This is a genomic window from Pseudomonas sp. GW821-FHT11D10, from assembly GCF_058808435.1.
Genome location: NZ_JBXARR010000002.1, coordinates 1 through 20,016 on the forward strand (window position 1 = coordinate 1; position 20,016 = coordinate 20,016).

A 20,016-nucleotide genomic window follows, 5' to 3' on the forward strand; every position below is an offset into this window, starting at 1 on the left:
AATTCTACAGCGTTACACGCTGCTGTCAACACCTCTTTTTCTCCGCTTTCGACCGAGAAGATCGAACCGTTGAAAGCACCGAACAAGCCGGCATTTCCAACTCCTTCCAGGCTTCGATGAACTGAAGCTACCCGCCTTCGAAACCTACTTAACTCATTGAATCCCAAGGAGTTTTCCGTTTCGACTGCGCCGGAAGTGGGGCGAATTATAGACCTCTAGAATTCGCCGTCAACCCCTTATTTCAACTTTATTCGGATTTCAGCGTAATCCGTGCAAAAGCCTTCTTGCCGGCCTGACAAACGTGAGTCGCGCCCAGTGCGTATATAAAGGAACGATCAACCACCTCACCATCTACACGCACACCGCCGGAAGCCAGCAGATCACGAGCAGCCGCCGAGTTCTTCACCAAGCCTGCCTTATTAAGGACAGCAGCAATCGGCATATCCTCGGCAGCAGTCAGTTCGACCTCTGGCAGATCATCTGGCAGCTCGCCATCCTTCATACGGTTACCCGCACCACGGTGAGCATTGGCCGCAGCCTCTTCACCATGGAAGCGCGCAACAATCTCTTCGGCCAGCTTGATCTTGATATCGCGAGGATTAGCGCCCGCCTCCACATCAGCACGGAACGCATTGATCTCATCCATCGAGCGGAAGCTGAGCAACTCGAAGTAGCGCCACATCAACGCATCGGGAATCGAAACCAGCTTGCTGTACATGACACCCGGTGCTTCCTGGATACCGACGTAGTTGCCCAGCGACTTGGACATCTTCTTCACGCCATCCAGACCTTCAAGCAACGGCATCGTCAGGATGCACTGCGCTTCCTGGCCATAACCACGCTGCAGCTCACGCCCCATCAGCAGGTTGAACTTCTGATCGGTACCACCCAGTTCAACGTCAGCGCGCAAAGCAACCGAGTCATAACCCTGCACCAGCGGATACAGGAATTCGTGAATGGCGATCGGCTGATTGGTGGTGTAGCGCTTGTCGAAGTCATCACGCTCGAGCATACGAGCAACGGTGTACTGCGAAGTCAGACGAATAAAGTCCGCAGGCCCCATCTGATCCATCCAGGTGGAGTTGAACGCGACTTCGGTTTTCGCCGGATCAAGAATCTTGAACACCTGAGTCTTGTAGGTCTCGGCGTTTTCCAGAACCTGCTCACGGGTCAAAGGAGGACGCGTGGCGCTCTTGCCACTCGGATCACCGATCATTCCGGTGAAATCACCAATAAGGAAGATCACTTGATGCCCCAGTTCCTGGAACTGACGCAGCTTATTAATAAGCACCGTGTGACCAAGGTGCAGATCCGGCGCAGTTGGATCGAAGCCGGCCTTGATTCGCAGCGGCTGGCCACGCTTGAGCTTTTCGATCAGCTCGGACTCGACCAACAGTTCTTCCGCACCACGTTTAATCAGCGCTAGCTGCTCTTCAACCGACTTCATAACAGACCCGCAAGGCTCAGATTCAAAGGGAACCAACCATACAAGATCGCGCACCAAATACAAGTTTTGCCCGGCGCACGGACGCCAATCCACAGACAGGGCGTCCACAGACTTGCTTCAGGGATGATTTGGTTATATTTTATACAGTTATTTCATCTTCATCATGTCATTCATCTTTTCCAATTCATCTTTTTCAAAGTCAAATTACTTATGACCACTGAACCGTCTAAAGCGCCACCGCTTTACCCGAAGACCCACCTGCTCGCCGCAAGTGGGATCGCCGCCCTTCTCAGCCTGGCGCTCCTGGTGTTTCCATCCAGTGATGTTGAAGCCAAAAAGACAACGCTGAGCCTTGAACTGGAAAGTCCTGCTGAACAACTGACACAAGATCAAGACGCTGCCGACGCGGCTCAAGCCACAAACGAATCCGTAGCCTCTCCTTTCGCGCAGATCGAAAACAGTGCCGAAGAGCCGCAGGAAACCGCTCAGGCTGCACCAGCGCCGACACCGGTAGCTGAAGAAAAGAAGGCCCCAAATCACAGGGAAGTGATCGTCTCCAAGGGCGATACGCTTTCTACACTGTTCGAGAAAGTCGGTCTCCCGGCCGCAGCCGTCCATGAAGTGCTGGCCAGCGACAAACAAGCCAAGCAGTTCAGTCAGCTCAAACATGGCCAGAAACTCGAATTCGAATTGAATCCACAAGGCCAGCTGACCAACCTGCACAGCAAGGTCAGCGACGTTGAAACCATCACTCTGACCAAGAACGACAAGGGTTATGTGTTCAACCGTGTTACCGCCAAACCGACTGTTCGCACCGCTTATGTACACGGTGTGATCAACAGCTCGCTGTCGCAATCCGCCGCCCGCGCAGGCCTGTCTCACAGCCTGACCATGGACATGGCCAGTGTGTTTGGCTACGACGTCGACTTCGCCCAGGATATCCGCCAGGGTGACGAGTTCGATGTGATCTATGAACAGAAAGTGGTCAACGGCAAAGCCGTTGGCAACGGTCCGATCCTGTCCGCCCGCTTCACCAACCGCGGCAAGACTTACACCGCCGTGCGTTACACCAACAAGCAGGGCAACAGCAGCTACTACACCGCCGATGGCAACAGCATGCGCAAGGCGTTCATCCGTACCCCGGTGGACTTCGCCCGCATCAGCTCGAAATTCTCCATGGGCCGCAAACACCCGATCCTCAACAAGATCCGCGCCCACAAAGGCGTCGACTACGCCGCCCCACGCGGTACGCCAATCAAGGCTGCCGGCGACGGCAAAGTGCTGTTGGCCGGCCGTCGCGGCGGTTACGGCAACACCGTGATCATCCAGCACGGCAACACTTACCGTACGCTGTATGGCCACATGCAGGGCTTCGCCAAGGGCGTGAAGACAGGCGGCACCGTCAAACAGGGCCAGGTGATCGGCTATATCGGCACCACCGGCCTGTCCACCGGCCCGCATTTGCACTATGAGTTCCAGGTCAACGGTGTTCACGTCGACCCATTGGGCCAGAAGCTGCCGATGGCCGACCCGATCGCCAAATCCGAACGCGCCCGCTTCCTGGCGCAGAGCCAGCCACTGATGGCTCGTATGGACCAGGAAAAAGCCACCATGCTGGCTTCGAGCAAACGTTAAGCCATGGCTCTTTATATCGGCGTGATGTCCGGCACCAGTCTCGACGGGCTGGACATCGCCCTGATCGAGCAATCCTCGGCGATCAATCTGGTCGCCACACATTACATCCCCATGCCTGAAACCCTGCGCGCCGAGCTGCTTGGCTTGTGCGCCAGCGGCCCTGACGAAATCGCCCGTTCAGCGATTGCCCAGCAGAACTGGGTGAAGCTCGCCGCGCAAGGGATTCATACCCTCCTCGAACAGCAACAGCTCAAGCCTGAAGCCATTCGCGCGATCGGCAGCCACGGCCAGACCATTCGCCACGAGCCCGCACGCGGTTTCACTGTGCAGATCGGCAACCCTGCTCTGCTGACCGAGCTGACCGGCATTACAGTCGTCAGTGACTTCCGCAGTCGCGATGTAGCCGCCGGCGGCCAAGGCGCTCCGCTGGTTCCTGCCTTTCATGAAGCGCTATTCGAAGAGCATACCGGCAACCGCGCGGTCTTGAATGTCGGCGGTTTCAGCAATCTCAGTCTGATTGAGCCGAACAAGCCTGTAGCCGGTTTCGACTGCGGGCCGGGGAATGTGCTGATGGATGCCTGGATTCATCAGCAACGGGGCGAGAACTACGACCGTAACGGGCAGTGGGCTGCCAGCGGCAAGGTTGAACCGACCCTGCTGAAAGCCCTGCTCAGCGATCCGTTTTTTGTGACCCAAGGCCCGAAGAGCACCGGCCGCGAAGTCTTCAACCTGCCCTGGCTGGAGCAGCAACTGTCGCGCCAGCCAGGTCTCGCACCCGAAAACGTACAGGCAACACTGCTCGAACTGACGGCGCTGACCATCGTCGAATCGCTGCAAAGCGCTCAATCGAATACCGAAGAGCTCCTGGTCTGCGGGGGCGGTGCCCACAACGCCACGCTGATGAAGCGCTTGGCCGACCTGCTACCCAACGCCAAGGTCGCCAGCACATCGACCCACGGCGTCGATCCGGACTGGGTCGAGGCCATGGCCTTCGCCTGGCTGGCCCACTGCTGTCTGGAAGGCATTGCCGCCAACCGCCCGAGCGTCACCGGCGCCAAAGGCTTGCGAGTACTCGGCGCCATCTACCCCAACTGACAAATCGCAGATAACAAAACGCCGCAGAACCGTGAGGTTCTGCGGCGTTTTATTGTGTACGGTGAAGCGCGATCAGATCGAGAACGAGGAGCCGCAACCACAAGTGGTGGTGGCATTCGGGTTCTTGATCACAAAACGCGAACCTTCCAGACCTTCCTGATAATCCACCTCGGCACCTGCCAGGTACTGGAAGCTCATCGGATCGACCACCAGACTGACGCCTTCGCGCTCGACGATGGTGTCGTCCTCGGCCACATCTTCATCGAAGGTGAAGCCGTACTGAAACCCTGAACAACCGCCGCCCGTAACGAATACGCGCAGCTTCAAGCGATCATTCCCCTCTTCATCGACCAGGCTCTTCACCTTGTGCGCGGCACCTTGAGTGAATTGCAAAGCCGTGGGGGTGAAGGATTCGACGCTCATGCTGACTATCTCCCGGCGTTACGCCGCCATAATGCGTGATGACGCGCATTATCCGCTTGTCCTAGAAAATCGGTCAACTATTGTTACGGTATATCAATAAAGCTGATCAACCGACCAGAATGCAAAAAGGCCCGTCAGACGGGCCTTTTTACCAAGCAAGATCAGTCGTTACGGCAGCATGCCCGCGTGGGACAGACCAAAGCGCTCATCCAGCCCGAACAGAATGTTCATGTTCTGCACCGCCTGACCCGACGCGCCTTTGACCAGGTTGTCGATCACCGAAAGCACTACCACCAGATCACCATCCTGCGGGCGGTGAACCGCGATGCGGCAGACATTCGCGCCACGCACGCTGCGGGTTTCCGGATGGCTGCCGGCCGGCATCACATCGACGAACGGCTCATTGGCATAACGTTTCTCGAACAGCGCCTGCAGATCCACCGAGCGATCCACCACGGTTGCATAGAGCGTGGAGTGAATGCCACGGATCATCGGCGTCAGGTGCGGCACGAAAGTCAGACCGACATCCTTGCCTGCCGCACGACGCAGCCCCTGACGAATTTCCGGCAGATGACGGTGACCTTTCACCGCATAGGCCCTCATGCTTTCCGACGTCTCGGAGTACAGCGAGCCTACGGCAGCACCACGGCCAGCACCGCTGACGCCGGATTTGCAGTCGGCGATCAGGTGCGAAGCGTCGGCAATGCCCGCTTCAAGCAACGGAAGGAAACCCAGCTGCGTCGCGGTCGGATAGCAACCCGGCACCGCGATCAGGCGTGCTTTCCTGATCTGCTCACGATTGACTTCCGGCAAGCCGTAAACCGCCTCGTCCAGCAGCTCTGGCGCGCCGTGCGGCTGGCCGTACCACTTGGCCCATTCATCGGCGTCCTGCAGACGGAAGTCTGCCGACAGGTCGATGACCTTGGTGCCGGCCGCCAGCAACTCGCCGGCCAGTGCGTGGGCGACGCCGTGCGGAGTAGCGAAGAACACCACGTCGCAAGCGCCCAGGGTCTTGATGTCCGGCACGCTGAATGCCAGACCGTCGTAGTGACCGCGCAGGTTCGGGTACATATCAGCCACGGCCAGACCGGCCTCGGATCGGGAAGTGATCACTACCACTTCTGCCTGCGGATGCTGTGCCAACAGACGCAGCAGTTCGACACCGGTGTAACCCGTGCCGCCGACGATACCGACCTTGACCATAAACCTGCCCTCAACGAACCCACTGGAAAGCCGTCGATAATAGGGGCCGCGCGCCCCTGCGACAACCGTCAAGGTGACGTGCGGACGCTCAAGCCTCTACTATCCGGCCTACCGTGAATTAGGGAATAACCAAAAATGCTCTATCTGTGGATCAAAGCGCTACATATCGTCAGCATCGTGTGCTGGTTTGCCGGCCTCTTCTATCTGCCGCGACTGTTCGTTTATCACGCGCAAAGTGAAGACACGATCAGCAAGGAACGCTTCAGCATCATGGAGCGCAAGCTGTATCGCGGCATCATGGGCCCGGCGATGATCGCCGCGCTGATCTTCGGCGGCTGGCTGATCTACCTGAACCCGGGCATCTTCAGCAGCGGTGGCTGGATCCACGCCAAACTGACCCTGGTCGTGCTGTTGATCGGTTACCACCACATGTGCGGCGCGCAGGTGAAACGTTTTTCCCGTGGCGAGAACACCCGCAGCCATGTCTTTTATCGCTGGTTCAATGAAGTGCCGGTTCTGATATTGCTGGCTATCGTAATTCTGGTCGTGGTCAAGCCGTTCTAACTTCAACAAATACAACTTTCCGGGGTACTTCCGATGTCGCTGCCCGCTCTGCTCGAACAACGTCTGCGCCTGCCTGTGGTGGCGGCGCCGATGTTCCTGATCTCCAATCCTGAACTGGTGCTGGCTTGCTGCCGCAACGGCGTGGTTGGCAGCTTCCCGGCGCTGAACCAACGCGAAAGCAGCGGATTCAAGGCCTGGCTGGAGCAGATCGAAGCGGGACTGGCGACATTGGAGAACCCGGCGCCGTACGCGGTGAACCTGATCGTCCACCACAGCAACCCGCGCCTGCAGGCTGACCTGAACATCTGCGTCGAGCACAAAGTCCCCATCGTCATCACCAGCCTCGGTGCCGTCAAAGAGCTGGTAGACGCCGTGCACAGTTACGGCGGCCTGGTCTTCCATGACGTGACGACCCGCCGCCATGCCGAGAAAGCCGCCGAGGCCGGTGTCGATGGTTTGATCGCCGTCGCTGCGGGTGCCGGCGGGCACGCAGGGACCTGGAGTCCGTTTTCGCTGATCGCCGAGATCCGCGAGTTCTTCGACAAAACCCTGTTGCTTGCAGGATGTTTGAACCATGGGCATGAGATTCTCGCCGCACAACTGCTCGGCGCGGATCTGGCCTACTTCGGTACGCGATTTATCGGCACCACTGAAAGTCATGCGCCTGACGCCTATAAGGAGATGCTGCTGACTGCCAAAGCCGCCGACATCATTCATACTCCTGCCGTGTCCGGTGTACCGGCCAGTTTCATGCGTCAAAGCCTGGAGGCTGCCGGTTTCGACATGGCCGCCCTGCAAGGCAAGGGCGAAGTGAATTTCGGCGACAAGCTCAAGCCGATCAACGACGAAGCCAAGGCCTGGAAAACCGTGTGGTCTGCGGGCCAGGGCGTGGGGCAGATCGACGATCTGCCAAGCGTGGATCAACTGGTGGCGCGCCTCGATGCCGAATACCGCCAGGCCCTGGAGCACGCAGCGCAACTGCCGAAACGCTGGCCACGTTGAATGAAACCCCGCCAGTCGCTGTCTGACTGGCCTTAGACTCAATTTATCTCGCGACAAGGATGCCTCGGCCATGAGCGAACCCCGTTACAAGATCGTTTTCGACGGTGCGCTCCAGCCCGGCGTCGATATCACCACCGCCAAGCTCAACCTGGCCGATCTGTTCAAAAGCGATGTTGCCGCCATCGAGCGTCTGTTCAATGGCCGCACCGTCGCGCTCAAGCGTGATTTGTCCCACAGCGATGCGCAGACTTATCTGCAAGCGCTGGGCAAGACCGGGATCGATGCACGGATCGAAACCGAAACGCCCATCGAGCTGAACCTGTCGGATGTCCACGAGCAAAGCGCCGCCGTCGCGGAGCCTGACTCGCCTTATGCGCCCCCTCGCGCCGCCGTCGGTGAAAACCTGCCGGCATTCGCGCCTCTCAAGCCGCTCAGCGTTGAAGGCCGGATCGGCCGCTTGCGTTACCTGGCATGGTCGATGGTATTGAGCCTGGTAGCCCTGCCAATCGTCAGCGTGTTCGCGCTGATCGGCCTGGGCCTGGTGAGCGCCGACTCGACCACCGGCCTGATCATCGGCGGTCTCCTCGCCTTCTTCCTGTTTCTGGCCTTCGCGATCGTCGGGATCCTGTTCAGCATTCAGCGCCTGCACGATATCGGCTGGTCCGGGTGGCTCTGGCTGCTGACGCTGGTGCCGTTCGTGGGCAGTTTCTTCCCGCTGGTGATCATGGTCGTGCCGGGCAATACCGGCGCCAATCGCTATGGCCCACCGCCTCCGCCAAACAGTACGGCAGTCAAAGTGCTGTGCTCACTGTGGATCGTATTTATCGGGCTGTTTTTCATGGGTGGCATGCTGGGCGGAATCACCGCCATCCAGCAGGAATACGAAAGCAGTCTTGAAAGCAGCTATGAGAGCGGTTCGGTGACCACCGATGAAATCGATGTCGAAGTCGAGCCCGCCGCGAATTCGGCAGACGATGCAGCCGAAGCCGCCCTCGCCCCTGTAGACTCTGCGAAAGAATGAACAACGCTCCCCGCCGTGACACCTGAGTCCGCGGCGCGGGGCTGTTGCGATGGAGATTTGCATGACCCGTTACGCTCTGATCACCGGCGCCTCCAGCGGCATCGGCCTGGCCATGGCCGAAGCCCTGGCGCGCCGTGGCCGCAGCCTGATTCTGGTGGCTCGCCAGCGTGATCAGCTGGAAAGCATTGCGATTGAACTGACCCAGCGCTTCGGCGTTGAAGTGCTGTTCCGCGCCTGTGACTTGGGTGAGCCGCTGCGCCTGTCCGGTTTTCTGCTGGAGCTTGAAGAAGGCGACCGGCAGATCGATCTGTTGGTCAATTGCGCCGGCATCGGTACTTGCGGCCCGTTCCTGGCCCAGGACTGGATGACCGAACAGGATCTGATCGAAGTGAACATCCTCGCCCTCACCCGCCTCTGCCATGCCATCGGCAACAGCATGGCGTTGCAGGGTGGCGGGCAGATTCTCAACGTCGCGTCGGTGGCAGCCTTCAACCCCGGGCCCTGGATGAGCACCTACTACGCCAGCAAGGCGTATGTACTGCATTTCTCGGAAGCACTGCGGGTGGAATTGAAGAAATGTGCCGTGAAAGTGTCGGTGCTCTGTCCTGGCCCGACCCGCACCGCGTTCTTCAGCACCGCGCAACTGAACAACGACAAGCTCAACGCCAGCAAACTTCTGATGAGCCCCGAAGAAGTCGCGCTGTATACCGTGCGCGCCCTGGAGAAAAACCGCGCGATCATCATTCCCGGACGCCGAAACCGCTGGTTCGCCTTTCTGCCACGGCTCGGTTCGCGTTGGCTCAATCGCACGATTGTCGGCATGGTCAACAAGGCTTACTGCCCGCGCTGAAAAGTCCTACGGTAAAACACTGGGCGGGTCAATCCCCCTATGAGTACACTCAGGCCAGCCCAAACAACGGAGAAAACAGCAGTGGATACTCTGTTCACCAAGATCATCAACCGGGAAATTCCGGCGAAGATCATCTACGAGGACGACCAGGTTCTGGCGTTCCACGACATCGCCCCACAGGCACCGGTGCATTTTCTGGTGATCCCGAAGAAACCGGTGCGCACCCTCAACGACCTGACCGAAGACGACAAGGCACTGGCCGGGCACATCCTGTTCACCGCTCAGCGTCTGGCGCTGGAGCTGGGTTGCGAGGAAGGTTTCCGGGTGGTGATGAACTGCAATGAAAAGGGTGGGCAGACCGTCTACCACATTCACATGCACGTTCTCGGTCAACGCCAGATGAACTGGCCTCCAGGCTGATTGAACCCAGAAGTCGGTGGGAGCGCCCTGCTCCCACATGACCCAGCGCAAACCTTCCCCGGCCGATTCGGTTAAACTGGCCGCCGAGATTCTTCCCGGAGGTCAGCATGACTACCCAACGTCACTACTCGCCCATTGATCGTCTTCTGCTGCAAGCCGATGCCGCGATGCGTACCTTGCTGCCCTTCAGCGGCCAGCCGTACCGTCCGTCGCCGGCAATCGTGCAGCCCGATGTGCAGATGAGCGATGAGGACACCCGCCACGTCGCCGGCCTGATGCGCATCAACCACACCGGTGAAGTCTGCGCCCAGGCGCTGTATCAGGGCCAGGCGCTGACCGCCAAGCTGCCGCAGGTGCGCGAGGCCATGGAGCATGCGGCCGAAGAAGAGATCGATCATCTGGTCTGGTGCGAACAGCGCATTCACCAGTTGGGCAGCCACACCAGCGTGCTCAACCCACTGTTCTACGGTATGTCGTTCGGGATCGGCGCAGTCGCCGGTCTGATCAGCGACAAGGTCAGCCTCGGGTTTGTTGCCGCCACCGAGCATCAGGTCTGCAAGCACCTGAACGAGCATCTGGAGCAATTGCCGGCCGAGGATGAAAAATCCCGGGCAATCCTGAAACAGATGCGCATAGATGAAGAACATCACGCGGAAAGCGCACTGGAGGCCGGTGGTTTCCGCTTCCCGGCGCCGGTGAAATTCGGCATGAGCCTGTTGGCCAAAGTGATGACCAAAAGCACTTACCGGATCTGAAAGACGCCCACAAAAAAGGCGACTGCCGCAAAGCAGTCACCTTTTTTTGTGCCCGGATTTCTTAGCTCGGCATATTGCGCGCGTAGAAGATTTCCAGCATTTCGTGTTTCACACGCTCGGTCACCTGAGCGCGTTGCTCGGAAGACAGGTTGCTGGTGGCGTCGCCGAACAGGTAGTTGTCCAGTTCGAAGTTCTTCAGCAGCATTTTGGTGTGGAACAGGTTTTCCTGGTACACGTTCACGTCGGTCATCTGGTACGCGTCGCGGGTGTCTTCGGAGAGGTAGTTCTGGATCGAGTTGATCTCGTGGTCGATGAAGTGCTTGTTGCCTTCAACGTCACGGGTGAAGCCGCGCACACGGTAATCCACGGTCACGATGTCCGAATCGAACTGGTGAATGAGGAAGTTGAGCGCTTTGAGCGGTGAAATGACACCACAGGTCGACACGTCGATGTCCACACGGAAGGTCGCGATACCGGCGTCCGGATGGATTTCCGGGTAGGTGTGCACCGTGATGTGGCTCTTGTCGAGGTGGGCCAGGATGATTTCGGGCAACGGGCCCGGGGACTCTTCGATCTGGCTTTCGGTCGGGGTCACCGGCTCTTCCGAGATCAGAATCGTGACGCTGGCACCCTGAGGCTCATAGTTCTGACTCGCAATGTTCAGAATGTTGGCACCAATGATTTCGACAACTTCCGTGAGGATCTGCGTCAGGCGTTCGGCGTTGTACTCTTGATTGATGTACTCGACGTAAGCCTGCTGGTCTTGCGGGGTTTCCGCGTAGCAGATGTCATAGATGTTGAAGCTCAAGGTCTTTGTCAGGTTATTGAACCCGTGGAGCTTGAGTTTGCTTTTCACCGTTAAAAACTCTCTATGTATGCGGCACGGCCGCGTGATCAAGCATGCCCGTCAAGTGCGAACAACGCACCTGCGTAGGACGGTTAACACCTCTTCGCGATGGCGATTTTGGTTATCTGTTCAGGCGGATGACCCGTCGGTTGACTGATCACGGCCCTGAAAAAAGTGGCGCATTATGCAGACGTCAGCGGGGGATCGCCAGAGTCTGCACTGCTTTTATGATAGTTGAATGTCGGCTCAGCCGAGTTCGACGATTTCGTAGTCGTGGGTGATCGCTACGCCGGCGGCGCCGAGCATGATCGAGGCCGAGCAATACTTCTCGGCAGACAGTTCGATGGCGCGTTTGACCTGGGCTTCTTTCAGGCCACGACCCTTGACCACGAAGTGCATGTGGATCTTGGTGAATACTTTCGGATCTTCGGTCGCGCGCTCGGCTTCCAGAAAGGCTTCGCAGCTTTCAACGGCCTGACGGGACTTCTTCAAGATGCTGACCACGTCGAAATTGCTGCAACCACCGACGCCCAGCAGGAGCATTTCCATCGGGCGGACACCCAGATTACGACCACCGGCGTCCGGCGGACCGTCCATGACCACGACATGACCGCTGCCGGATTCGCCGAGGAACATGGCTTCGCCAGCCCATTGGATGCGTGCCTTCATCGCCAAGACTCCACTGTAGAAAAAAGGGTCGCCAGCTTAGCACAGGGCCCCGCCCGGACAGCGAGCACGTTCCTGGGACGAATGCACCTTTAACGTAGGTGATTTCTCGAAATTTCGACGAAGTGTCTGTTAAGCTGGCGCCAATTCACTGGCGCCTTCGCCAGACTGTGTAGCGACCGCCTCAGCGCCTCATATAAAAACCAAATATAACCGTGCAGTCTTTTCGGGATACAACCATGGTTGGTATTACCCCCACACCCAAAATCAAGAACCTCGACAAGCTGCTGATGCATTGCCAACGCCGGCGTCACGCGGCCAAGAGCAACATCATCTGCGCCGGGGATCGCTCCGACACGCTGTACTTCATCGTCCGCGGTTCGGTCACGATCCTGATCGAAGACGACGACGGCCGCGAGATGATCATCGCGTACCTGAATGCCGGGGACTTCTTCGGCGAGCTGGGTCTTTTCGAAGAAGCCGGCCAGGAGCAACAGCGAAGCGCCTGGGTGCGGGCCAAGGTTGAATGCGAGGTCGCGGAAATCAGCTACGCCAAGTTCCGCGAATTGTCGCAACAGGATCCGGACATTCTTTACGTGCTCAGCGGACAAATCGCGCAACGTCTGCGCAACACCACGCGCAAAGTCGGCGACCTGGCGTTCTTCGACGTCACCGGTCGTGTCGCTCGCTGTTTGCTGGAGCTTTGCAAACAGCCGGATGCGATGACCCACCCGGACGGCATGCAGATCAAGGTGACCCGTCAGGAAATCGGCCGGATTGTCGGTTGTTCACGAGAGATGGTCGGTCGCGTGCTCAAGGATCTTGAGGAACGCAACCTGGTGGATGTAAAAGGCAAGACCATGGTGGTCTTCGGCACTCGCTGAGCTCCAAAGCTCAACCGGCGTAGATCTGCGCCTGCATCAAACGAAAGAGTTCATCGAGACGCGCCAGTGCATGGGGCGCCGGGAATTTCTCATGCAGAGCGATGTGGCTGGCGGCACGTACTCGTTGCTCCAGACCACACGCTTCGTTGAAGCGGTTGACCGCCGCGACCATCGACTCACGTTCGTCATCCACCAGCATCGCTCCGTGCACCAACCCCACCGGACGCTGACCGCCCTGACTCTGGCGCCAGCGCTGAGCGGTGCCGACCATCTTGCGACCGTCGAGATTGACGTTGAAGCGCCCATCGCAGAACGCACCGTCGATTTCACCCAACGACGAAGTGCCACCCAATTCATCCAGCAACTCACAGATCGGATCACACAGACGCCGGTAACCGGTTTCGATGCGGTTCAGATCACCCTCGCTGCGAGGCGGCGCGTAGACCAGTGCAATATTGATGGTCGAAGCGGATTGCGGAACAGGTTCACCACCGGTTTCACGCAGCAGCACCGGCCAGCCGGCAGCAGCGGAGACTTCGCAGGCGTGATCGAATCCGGGCAAGCGATTTAAACGGCGAGGCATGACCAAAGCGCGATCGCTGGGCTGCCAGAACAGCAAGCCGAATTCGGCATCACCAGCGCAGACCGAGGCCAGCAGATCCTGTTCGGCTTGCAGGCCGGCTTCGATGGTCAGGGACGTGGGGATCATAAGGTTTCCATAGGACGTTGAGTCTGAGGTGAATCTTATGCCGCCTTCGCGGGCAAGCCCGCTCCCACAGGGGGAACGGGCCCGTGCGAAGACTCGATCAGTCGAGGGTCGAACCGCTCACCGGAACGCCGCGCTCCGGGAAGAACAGACGCTGCAGTTCGATGCCCGGGCTTTCGGCGCGCATGAACGCTTCGCCGACCAGGAACGCGTAAACGTCGCTGATCTCCATCAGCTCGACATCGGCACGGTTGAGGATGCCGCTCTCGGTGATCACCAGACGATCGCGCGGAATGCGCGGCAGCAGGTCGAGGGTGGTTTCCAGGCTCACGTCGAAGGTGTGCAGATTGCGGTTGTTGACCCCGACCAGCGGCGTGTCGAGGGTTTTCAACGCGCGCTCCAGCTCATCGCCGTCATGCACTTCCACCAGCACATCGAGGCCGACGTCTTTGGCCACCGAAGCCAGTTCGGCCATTTTCATGTCATCCAGCGCGGAGACGATCAACAGCACGCAATCGGCGCCCAGGGCACGGGCTTCGACGATCTGGTACGGATCGATCATGAAGTCCTTGCGGATCACCGGCAGCGAGCACGCCGCGCGGGCCTGTTGCAGGTAGGCATCGGCGCCCTGGAAGTAGTCGATGTCGGTCAGCACCGACAGGCAGGTCGCCCCACCCTTCTCGTAGCTTTTGGCGATGTCGGCGGGAACGAAGTTCTCGCGGATCACGCCTTTGCTCGGCGACGCCTTCTTGATTTCGGCGATCACTGCCGGTTGTTTCTTCTTGGCCTGCGCCAGCAATGCCTGGGCAAAACCACGGGGTGCATCGGCCGCCTTGGCCAGACTCTCCAGCTCGCTCAGGCTCACACGGGCGCTACGCTCGGCGACTTCCTGAACCTTGCGGGCCAGAATGTTTTCCAGAACCGTCGGTACACTCATCCCTCATTCTCCACTTTGAATACCGCGGTAAAGGCACCCAACTCCTCGAGTTTTTCCCGAGCAAGACCGGTGTGCAGAGCGTCGTGGGCCAGTGCCACGCCCTCTTTCAGACTTGTCGCCAGGTCGGCGGCGTACAGCGCCGCACCGGCATTGAGCACGATCATCTCGGCAGCCTTCTGACCGTTCTCGGTCTTGCGCTTGCCCAGTGCATCGCGGATCAGCGCCAGCGACGCTTCCGGGCCTTCGACCGACAGGCCGTGCAGGCTCTGGCTCTTCATGCCCAGATCTTCCGGCTCGACCCAATATTCGGTGATCTGATCGTCTTTCAGCTCGGCAACAAAGGTCGGCGCCGCCAGGCTGAACTCGTCCAGGCCGTCCTTCGAATGCACCACCAGCACGTGCTTGCTGCCCAGACGCTGCAAGACTTCAGCCAACGGCCGGCACAGCGCCGGGGTAAACACGCCCACCACCTGATGTTTCACACCGGCCGGATTCGTAAGCGGGCCGAGCATGTTGAACAGGGTGCGCAGGCCGAGATCGCGGCGCGGGCCGGCGGCGTATTTCATGGCTTTGTGGTGAGTCTGGGCAAACATGAAACCGATGCCGACGTTGTCGATGCAGCGCGCCACCTGAACCGGGGTCAGGTTGAGGTAGATGCCGGCGGCTTCCAGCAGATCGGCACTGCCGCTCTTGCCCGATACCGCACGGTTGCCGTGTTTGGCCACGGTGCAGCCAGCCGCGGCGACCACAAAGGAAGACGCGGTCGACACGTTGAAAATGTTCGCGCCGTCACCGCCGGTGCCGACCACGTCGACCACGCGGTCGAGGGTCTGGAGTTCGACCTTGTCCGCCAGCTCACGCATCACCGACACGGCGCCGACGATTTCGTCGATGCTTTCGCTCTTCATGCGCATGGCCATCATGAACGCGCCAATCTGCGCGTCAGTGCATTGGCCGGTCATGATTTCGCGCATCACGTCGCGCATTTCATCGGTGCTGAGGTCGAGGTGATCGACGATACGGCTCAGGGCTGTCTTGATATTCATGGAAAGTCCTTAGCGCGTGCCGCCGGTTTGTTTGAGGAAGTTGGCGAACAGTTCATGGCCCTGCTCGGTGAGGATCGATTCCGGGTGGAACTGTACGCCCTCGATGTTCAGGGTCTTGTGACGCAGGCCCATGATTTCATCGACCGAACCGTCATCGTGTTGAGTCCACGCCGTCAGCTCCAGGCAATCGGGCAACGTTTCGTGTTTGACGATCAGGGAATGATAGCGGGTGACGGTCAGCGGACGGTTCAGACCGGCAAACACGCCCTTGTCCTCGTGGAATACCGGGCTAGTCTTACCGTGCATCACCTGGCGGGCGCGGACGACATCGCCGCCAAAAGCCTGGCCGATGGACTGGTGACCAAGGCAGACGCCGAGGATCGGCAGCTTGCCGGCGAAATGCTTGATGGCTTCGATGGAGATACCGGCTTCGGTCGGCGTGCACGGACCCGGGGATACCACGATCCGCTCAGGGTTGAGCGCTTCGATTTCGGCGATGGTCAGTTCGTCGTTGCGCACCACCTTGACCTCGGCACCCAGCTCGCCGAGGTATTGCACAACGTTGTAAGTAAAGGAGTCGTAGTTGTCGATCATCAGCAACATGGCGTTTCGAACCTCTTGAATTCTGACTTGAAGACAGCCTTCGGATGACTTGCCAGGGCGCTGCACACTGTCGGACGCGCAGGTCGCATCGGCACAGCGGCATTTCAAACGGGCAAGGAAGGCAAAGCGATACAGATCCGGCAGGGCCGGCAGAAAAGATTCAGGCGCGCCAACGCCAGCGGGCGTGTGCCTTGATGACTTGATCCAGAAGTTTGCTGGTGATCAACACGGGGAAGGTCTCGTTCATACGTTTCGGCACAGTAACTTAGCTGGGCGGAGCGTGCAATATGGCCGGGGCCGCGGGGGATAAAACAATGGGAGGGTTGACGACCGATGGCAAAACGCCGGAAGTTTTTGGTACTGTCGTTTCGTTCACTACAACAATAAATAAACGGACTTGCTCATGATCAAACAGACGTTGTTTGTACCGCTCGCCGGATGCCTGCTCGCAATGGCCTGCGCCCAGGCGAACGCCGCACCCAATCCTTATTCGAATTTCGTGGTCTTCGGCGACAGCCTCAGCGACGCGGGGACCTTCTCCGACAGCGGCGGTCCCGCCGGGTCGGGCGAACGTTTCACCAACCGCACGGGCCCGAACTATCGGGACGGCAGCGGTGAGTTCTACTCCCTCAACGCCACACAACTGCTCGGCGGCCGTCTCGGCTTCACCCCGGACCAGACCGCCGCCTCGTCTTCGACAGTACGCCCCGATCAAGGCTTGCCGGACGGCAACAACTGGGCCGTCGGCGGTTACCGCACCGACCAGATTCTCGACTCGATCACCAGCCAGTCCGCCACCGGCGAACGCACCCGCTCCGGTTATCTGCCGTCGAACGGTTTCCGTGCCGATCCGAATGCCCTGTATTACCTGACCGGGGGTGGCAACGACTTCCTCCAGGGCCGCGTCACCAGTCTTCCTCAGGCGAATGCCGCCGCCGATCGACTGGTCGACAGCGTACGCACACTGCAAGGTGCCGGCGCCCGCTACATCATGGTCTGGCTGTTGCCGGACATCGGCCTGACCCCGGCCATCAACGGCTCGCCGCTGCAAGCCTTCACCTCGCAACTCAGCGCCCAGTTCAATACCGAACTGGTCAGCCAGTTGCAGAGCGTCAACGCCAACGTCATCCCGCTGAACGTTCCGGTATTGCTCAAAGAGGCATTCGCCAATCCGGCGCAATTTGGCCTGGCGACTGACCAGAATCTGGTTGGCACCTGCTTCAGCGGCAGCGGCTGCACCGAGAACGCCCGATACGGGATCAACAGCGCCACCCCGGATCCGACCAAACTGATCTACAACGACTCCGTCCACCCGACCGAAGCCGGACAGCGCCTGATTGCCGATTACGCTTACTCGCTGCTGGCCGCGCCATGGGAAGCAACTCTGCTGCCGCAAATGGCTCAAGGCACCCTGCGCTCGCATCAGGATGAACTGCGCAACCAGTGGCTGGCAGATTGGGAAAACTGGCAGGCCGTTGGCCAATGGCGGGCGATTGTCGCCGGTGGCGGCCAGCATCAGGACTTCGACAGCCAGCGTAGCGGCGCCAGCGCCGACGGCAACGGTTACAACCTGAACATCGGCGGCAGCTACCGTCTCAACGACGCCTGGCGTGTGGGTGTGGCGGCCGGTTTCTACAACCAGAAACTCGAGGCCGGCGACAACGACTCGGACTACAAGCTGAACACCTACCTCGGCACCGCGTTCGCCCAGTACCAGCAGAACCGCTGGTGGGGTGATGCCGCCGTGACCGCCGGGCATCTGGATTACGACAGCCTCAAACGCAAATTCCAGCTGGGGGTCAACGAACGCGGCGAGAAAGGCGATACCGACGGCTACGTTCTGGCCTTCAGCGGACGCGTGGGCTACGACATTGCGCCAGAAGCGAGCAGCCCATGGCACCTGTCGCCATTCGTCAGCGCCGATTTCGCCAAAGTTGAAGTCGATGGCTATTCGGAAAACGGCGCCGACTCCACCGCGCTGACGTTCGATGACCAGTCGCGCATTTCCCGGCGTCTCGGCCTCGGGATCCAGGGCAAGTACCAGATCACCTCGCAGACTCAGGTGTTCGGCGAACTGGCTCATGAGCGCGAGTACAACGACGACACCCAGAATGTGACGATGAACCTCAACAGCCTGCCGAACAACCGCTACACCCTGGCCGGCTATGCCCCTCAGACCAACCTGAACCGCCTGAACCTGGGTGTGAGCCACAATCTCACCAAGGATCTGGCATTGCGCGCCAGCTACGACATCCGCAAGGATGACGACTTTACCCAGCAAGGGATCAACGTCGGCGTAGCGCTCGACTTCTGATTCGCAGGCCATAAAAAAACGCGGCGCCCTCACAGGCGCCGCGTTTTTTATGGCTGAGTCATCAATCACTCAGTCCGGGGTTTGCTCGGCGAGCGCAACAGCGCGGAACATCGCCCGGCGCTTGTTGATGGTTTCTTCCCATTCCAGCGCCGGCACCGAGTCGGCGACGATGCCGCCACCAGCCTGCACGTGCAGCTCGCCGTTCTTGATCACGGCGGTGCGGATCGCAATCGCGGTGTCCATGTTGCCGTTCCAGGCGAAGTAACCGACCGCGCCGCCATACACGCCACGCTTGACCGGTTCCAGCTCGTCGATGATTTCCATCGCGCGGATCTTCGGCGCGCCGGACAAGGTGCCCGCCGGCAGGATCGCCCGCAACGCGTCCATCGCCGTCAGCCCGGCTTTCAACTGGCCGGTCACGTTGGAGACGATGTGCATCACGTTGGAATAGCGCTCAATGACCATCTTCTCGGTGAGTTTCACCGAACCGATTTCCGATACGCGCCCGGTGTCGTTGCGACCGAGGTCGATCAGCATCAGGTGCTCGGCGATTTCCTTGTCGTCGGACAGCAGGTCTTCTTCCAGCGCCACGTCCGCCTCTTCGGTAGCCCCGCGAGGACGGGTGCCGGCAATCGGGCGCACGGTGATCAGGTTGTCTTCGACCCGCACCAGCACTTCCGGCGAACTGCCGACGACGTGGAAGTCGCCGAAGTTGAAGAAGTACATGTACGGCGTCGGGTTGAAGCAACGCAGTGCGCGGTACAGATCGATCGGTGCCGCCTTGAAGTCGATCGACATGCGCTGGGACGGCACGACCTGCATGCAGTCACCGGCGAGGATGTATTCCTTGATGGTGTCGACGGCTTTTTCGTAGTCGTCCTGGGTGAAACTGGAGCGGAACACCGGCTCGGCCGCCTGCTGCTTGCTGAAATCCAGGCCACGGCGCGGGGTGATGGGCTGACGCAGTTTTTCCAGCAGTTGCTGCAATTGCGCCTGGCCTTGCTCGTAGGCATCGGACTGCGCCGGGTCGGCCAGCACAATCGCGTGCATCTTGCCGGCGAGGTTGTCGAACACCACCACCGCATCGGAAACCATCAGCAGAATGTCCGGCACACCCAGCGGATCCGGGTTCGGGCATTTGCCGAGGCGCTTCTCTACATAACGCACGCAGTCGTAACCGAAGTAACCCACCAGACCGCCGTTGAAGCGCGGCAGACCGGCAATGGTCGGCACGTTGTAGCGGGCCTTGAAGGTTTCGACGAAGGCCAGCGGGTCTTCAACGTCATGGCTTTCAGTTTCGACACCATCGACGGTGATACTCACGTGATGGTCGTGAACCCGCAGTACGGTGCGGCACGGCAGGCCGATGATCGAGTAACGGCCCCATTTCTCGCCGCCCTGCACCGATTCGAGCAGGTAGGAGTTGGGCTGGTCGGCCAGTTTCAGGTAGATCGACAGCGGCGTGTCGAAGTCGGCCAGGGTTTCGCAGGCCAGCGGGATGCGGTTGTAGCCGTCAGCGGCCAGACGCAGGAATTCTTCGCGGATCATAGGGTGCCTCGTGGTGTGAGGTGCAAATCAGTCAGGTGTGCAAACGCGCC

At 59.5% G+C, this 20,016-nt stretch carries 20 protein-coding genes; 10 read left to right on the forward strand and 10 right to left on the reverse strand.

Going from position 1 to position 20,016, the window contains the following annotated elements; genetic code table 11:
* Positions 1-247 precede the first annotated feature (247 nt).
* Complete coding sequence (tyrS, locus tag AC1RT4_RS06415; RefSeq protein WP_493085287.1) at positions 248-1,447, reverse strand: tyrosine--tRNA ligase; 1,200 nt, start codon at positions 1,445-1,447, stop codon at positions 248-250.
* A gap of 210 nt (positions 1,448-1,657) precedes the next feature.
* On the opposite strand from tyrS, the gene AC1RT4_RS06420 reads away from it, so the two are divergent.
* Complete coding sequence (locus AC1RT4_RS06420) at positions 1,658-3,082, forward strand: peptidoglycan DD-metalloendopeptidase family protein (RefSeq protein WP_493084503.1); 1,425 nt, start codon at positions 1,658-1,660, stop codon at positions 3,080-3,082.
* Between the two features lie 3 nt (positions 3,083-3,085).
* Positions 3,086-4,177 (forward strand): anhydro-N-acetylmuramic acid kinase, encoded by a 1,092-nt coding sequence (locus AC1RT4_RS06425; protein ID WP_493084505.1) that lies wholly within the window; start codon positions 3,086-3,088, stop codon positions 4,175-4,177.
* A gap of 72 nt (positions 4,178-4,249) precedes the next feature.
* On the opposite strand, the gene erpA is transcribed toward AC1RT4_RS06425, so the two are convergent.
* Both erpA and argC read right to left on the reverse strand, forming a co-directional pair.
* The gene (gene erpA / locus AC1RT4_RS06430; RefSeq protein WP_003228776.1) at positions 4,250-4,600 is read right to left on the reverse strand and encodes an iron-sulfur cluster insertion protein ErpA; all 351 of its coding nucleotides are present in this window, start codon (positions 4,598-4,600) and stop codon (positions 4,250-4,252) included.
* A 168-nt stretch (positions 4,601-4,768) separates the two neighbouring features.
* Positions 4,769-5,803: an N-acetyl-gamma-glutamyl-phosphate reductase gene (gene argC, locus AC1RT4_RS06435; protein ID WP_493084507.1), complete on the reverse strand. Its 1,035-nt coding sequence runs from the start codon at positions 5,801-5,803 to the stop codon at positions 4,769-4,771.
* A gap of 135 nt (positions 5,804-5,938) precedes the next feature.
* Here argC and hemJ point away from each other — a divergent pair, with 135 nt between their 5' ends.
* From hemJ to coq7, 6 genes are all read left to right on the forward strand, one after another.
* Positions 5,939-6,367: a protoporphyrinogen oxidase HemJ gene (gene hemJ / locus AC1RT4_RS06440; protein WP_493084509.1), complete on the forward strand. Its 429-nt coding sequence runs from the start codon at positions 5,939-5,941 to the stop codon at positions 6,365-6,367.
* Positions 6,368-6,400: 33 nt separating this feature from the next.
* A complete protein-coding gene (locus AC1RT4_RS06445; protein WP_192562595.1) occupies positions 6,401-7,369 on the forward strand; it encodes an NAD(P)H-dependent flavin oxidoreductase in 969 nt (322 codons plus the stop codon).
* Positions 7,370-7,439: 70 nt separating this feature from the next.
* Positions 7,440-8,390: a DUF805 domain-containing protein gene (locus AC1RT4_RS06450; RefSeq protein WP_493084512.1), complete on the forward strand. Its 951-nt coding sequence runs from the start codon at positions 7,440-7,442 to the stop codon at positions 8,388-8,390.
* A 61-nt stretch (positions 8,391-8,451) separates the two neighbouring features.
* Entirely contained in the window at positions 8,452-9,240 is a 789-nt protein-coding gene (locus AC1RT4_RS06455) for an SDR family NAD(P)-dependent oxidoreductase (protein ID WP_085697697.1), read from the forward strand.
* An 81-nt stretch (positions 9,241-9,321) separates the two neighbouring features.
* Positions 9,322-9,660: a histidine triad nucleotide-binding protein gene (locus tag AC1RT4_RS06460; protein WP_003228789.1), complete on the forward strand. Its 339-nt coding sequence runs from the start codon at positions 9,322-9,324 to the stop codon at positions 9,658-9,660.
* 107 nt (positions 9,661-9,767) lie between these two features.
* The gene (gene coq7, locus AC1RT4_RS06465) at positions 9,768-10,415 is read left to right on the forward strand and encodes a 2-polyprenyl-3-methyl-6-methoxy-1,4-benzoquinone monooxygenase (RefSeq protein WP_493084514.1); all 648 of its coding nucleotides are present in this window, start codon (positions 9,768-9,770) and stop codon (positions 10,413-10,415) included.
* Positions 10,416-10,476: 61 nt separating this feature from the next.
* Here coq7 and speD read toward each other — a convergent pair whose 3' ends face one another.
* Together speD and AC1RT4_RS06475 are read right to left on the reverse strand one after the other, a co-directional pair.
* Positions 10,477-11,271, reverse strand: coding sequence for an adenosylmethionine decarboxylase (gene speD / locus AC1RT4_RS06470; protein WP_007956315.1), 795 nt, complete (start codon positions 11,269-11,271; stop codon positions 10,477-10,479).
* Between the two features lie 237 nt (positions 11,272-11,508).
* Entirely contained in the window at positions 11,509-11,931 is a 423-nt protein-coding gene (locus tag AC1RT4_RS06475; RefSeq protein WP_003228794.1) for an OsmC family protein, read from the reverse strand.
* 236 nt (positions 11,932-12,167) lie between these two features.
* On the opposite strand from AC1RT4_RS06475, the gene crp reads away from it, so the two are divergent.
* The gene (gene crp, locus AC1RT4_RS06480; protein WP_493084516.1) at positions 12,168-12,812 is read left to right on the forward strand and encodes a cAMP-activated global transcriptional regulator CRP; all 645 of its coding nucleotides are present in this window, start codon (positions 12,168-12,170) and stop codon (positions 12,810-12,812) included.
* Positions 12,813-12,822: 10 nt separating this feature from the next.
* On the opposite strand, the gene AC1RT4_RS06485 is transcribed toward crp, so the two are convergent.
* The 4 genes from AC1RT4_RS06485 to AC1RT4_RS06500 form a co-directional block, all read right to left on the reverse strand.
* Positions 12,823-13,521, reverse strand: a complete 699-nt coding sequence (locus tag AC1RT4_RS06485) for a lipoate--protein ligase family protein (RefSeq protein WP_493084518.1) — start codon at positions 13,519-13,521, stop codon at positions 12,823-12,825.
* A 97-nt stretch (positions 13,522-13,618) separates the two neighbouring features.
* Positions 13,619-14,455, reverse strand: coding sequence for an indole-3-glycerol phosphate synthase TrpC (gene trpC, locus AC1RT4_RS06490; RefSeq protein ID WP_493084520.1), 837 nt, complete (start codon positions 14,453-14,455; stop codon positions 13,619-13,621).
* Positions 14,452-15,501 (reverse strand): anthranilate phosphoribosyltransferase, encoded by a 1,050-nt coding sequence (gene trpD / locus AC1RT4_RS06495; RefSeq protein ID WP_007956310.1) that lies wholly within the window; start codon positions 15,499-15,501, stop codon positions 14,452-14,454. The genes trpC and trpD overlap by 4 nt, the downstream gene beginning before the upstream one ends.
* A 9-nt stretch (positions 15,502-15,510) precedes the next feature.
* A complete protein-coding gene (locus tag AC1RT4_RS06500) occupies positions 15,511-16,104 on the reverse strand; it encodes an aminodeoxychorismate/anthranilate synthase component II (RefSeq protein WP_007956309.1) in 594 nt (197 codons plus the stop codon).
* A gap of 403 nt (positions 16,105-16,507) precedes the next feature.
* Here AC1RT4_RS06500 and estP point away from each other — a divergent pair, with 403 nt between their 5' ends.
* On the forward strand, positions 16,508-18,418 hold the full coding sequence (gene estP, locus AC1RT4_RS06505; protein ID WP_493084522.1) for an esterase EstP: 1,911 nt from the start codon (positions 16,508-16,510) through the stop codon (positions 18,416-18,418).
* A gap of 69 nt (positions 18,419-18,487) precedes the next feature.
* Here the strand turns inward: estP and trpE are convergent, their stop codons facing one another.
* Positions 18,488-19,966: an anthranilate synthase component I gene (gene trpE / locus AC1RT4_RS06510; RefSeq protein ID WP_493084524.1), complete on the reverse strand. Its 1,479-nt coding sequence runs from the start codon at positions 19,964-19,966 to the stop codon at positions 18,488-18,490.
* Positions 19,967-20,016 lie beyond the last annotated feature (50 nt).

Excerpts from the sequence above, each read along its gene's own strand:
- tyrS (WP_493085287.1), bottom strand. The coding sequence starts at position 1,447 with ATGAAGTCGGTTGAAGAGCAGCTAGCGCTGATTAAACGTGGTGCGGAA.
- AC1RT4_RS06420 (WP_493084503.1), top strand. The coding sequence starts at position 1,658 with ATGACCACTGAACCGTCTAAAGCGCCACCGCTTTACCCGAAGACCCAC.
- AC1RT4_RS06425 (WP_493084505.1), top strand. The coding sequence starts at position 3,086 with ATGGCTCTTTATATCGGCGTGATGTCCGGCACCAGTCTCGACGGGCTG.
- erpA (WP_003228776.1), bottom strand. The coding sequence starts at position 4,600 with ATGAGCGTCGAATCCTTCACCCCCACGGCTTTGCAATTCACTCAAGGT.
- argC (WP_493084507.1), bottom strand. The coding sequence starts at position 5,803 with ATGGTCAAGGTCGGTATCGTCGGCGGCACGGGTTACACCGGTGTCGAA.
- hemJ (WP_493084509.1), top strand. The coding sequence starts at position 5,939 with ATGCTCTATCTGTGGATCAAAGCGCTACATATCGTCAGCATCGTGTGC.
- AC1RT4_RS06445 (WP_192562595.1), top strand. The coding sequence starts at position 6,401 with ATGTCGCTGCCCGCTCTGCTCGAACAACGTCTGCGCCTGCCTGTGGTG.
- AC1RT4_RS06450 (WP_493084512.1), top strand. The coding sequence starts at position 7,440 with ATGAGCGAACCCCGTTACAAGATCGTTTTCGACGGTGCGCTCCAGCCC.
- AC1RT4_RS06455 (WP_085697697.1), top strand. The coding sequence starts at position 8,452 with ATGACCCGTTACGCTCTGATCACCGGCGCCTCCAGCGGCATCGGCCTG.
- coq7 (WP_493084514.1), top strand. The coding sequence starts at position 9,768 with ATGACTACCCAACGTCACTACTCGCCCATTGATCGTCTTCTGCTGCAA.
- AC1RT4_RS06475 (WP_003228794.1), bottom strand. The coding sequence starts at position 11,931 with ATGAAGGCACGCATCCAATGGGCTGGCGAAGCCATGTTCCTCGGCGAA.
- crp (WP_493084516.1), top strand. The coding sequence starts at position 12,168 with ATGGTTGGTATTACCCCCACACCCAAAATCAAGAACCTCGACAAGCTG.
- AC1RT4_RS06485 (WP_493084518.1), bottom strand. The coding sequence starts at position 13,521 with ATGATCCCCACGTCCCTGACCATCGAAGCCGGCCTGCAAGCCGAACAG.
- trpC (WP_493084520.1), bottom strand. The coding sequence starts at position 14,455 with ATGAGTGTACCGACGGTTCTGGAAAACATTCTGGCCCGCAAGGTTCAG.
- trpD (WP_007956310.1), bottom strand. The coding sequence starts at position 15,501 with ATGAATATCAAGACAGCCCTGAGCCGTATCGTCGATCACCTCGACCTC.
- AC1RT4_RS06500 (WP_007956309.1), bottom strand. The coding sequence starts at position 16,104 with ATGTTGCTGATGATCGACAACTACGACTCCTTTACTTACAACGTTGTG.
- estP (WP_493084522.1), top strand. The coding sequence starts at position 16,508 with ATGATCAAACAGACGTTGTTTGTACCGCTCGCCGGATGCCTGCTCGCA.
- trpE (WP_493084524.1), bottom strand. The coding sequence starts at position 19,966 with ATGATCCGCGAAGAATTCCTGCGTCTGGCCGCTGACGGCTACAACCGC.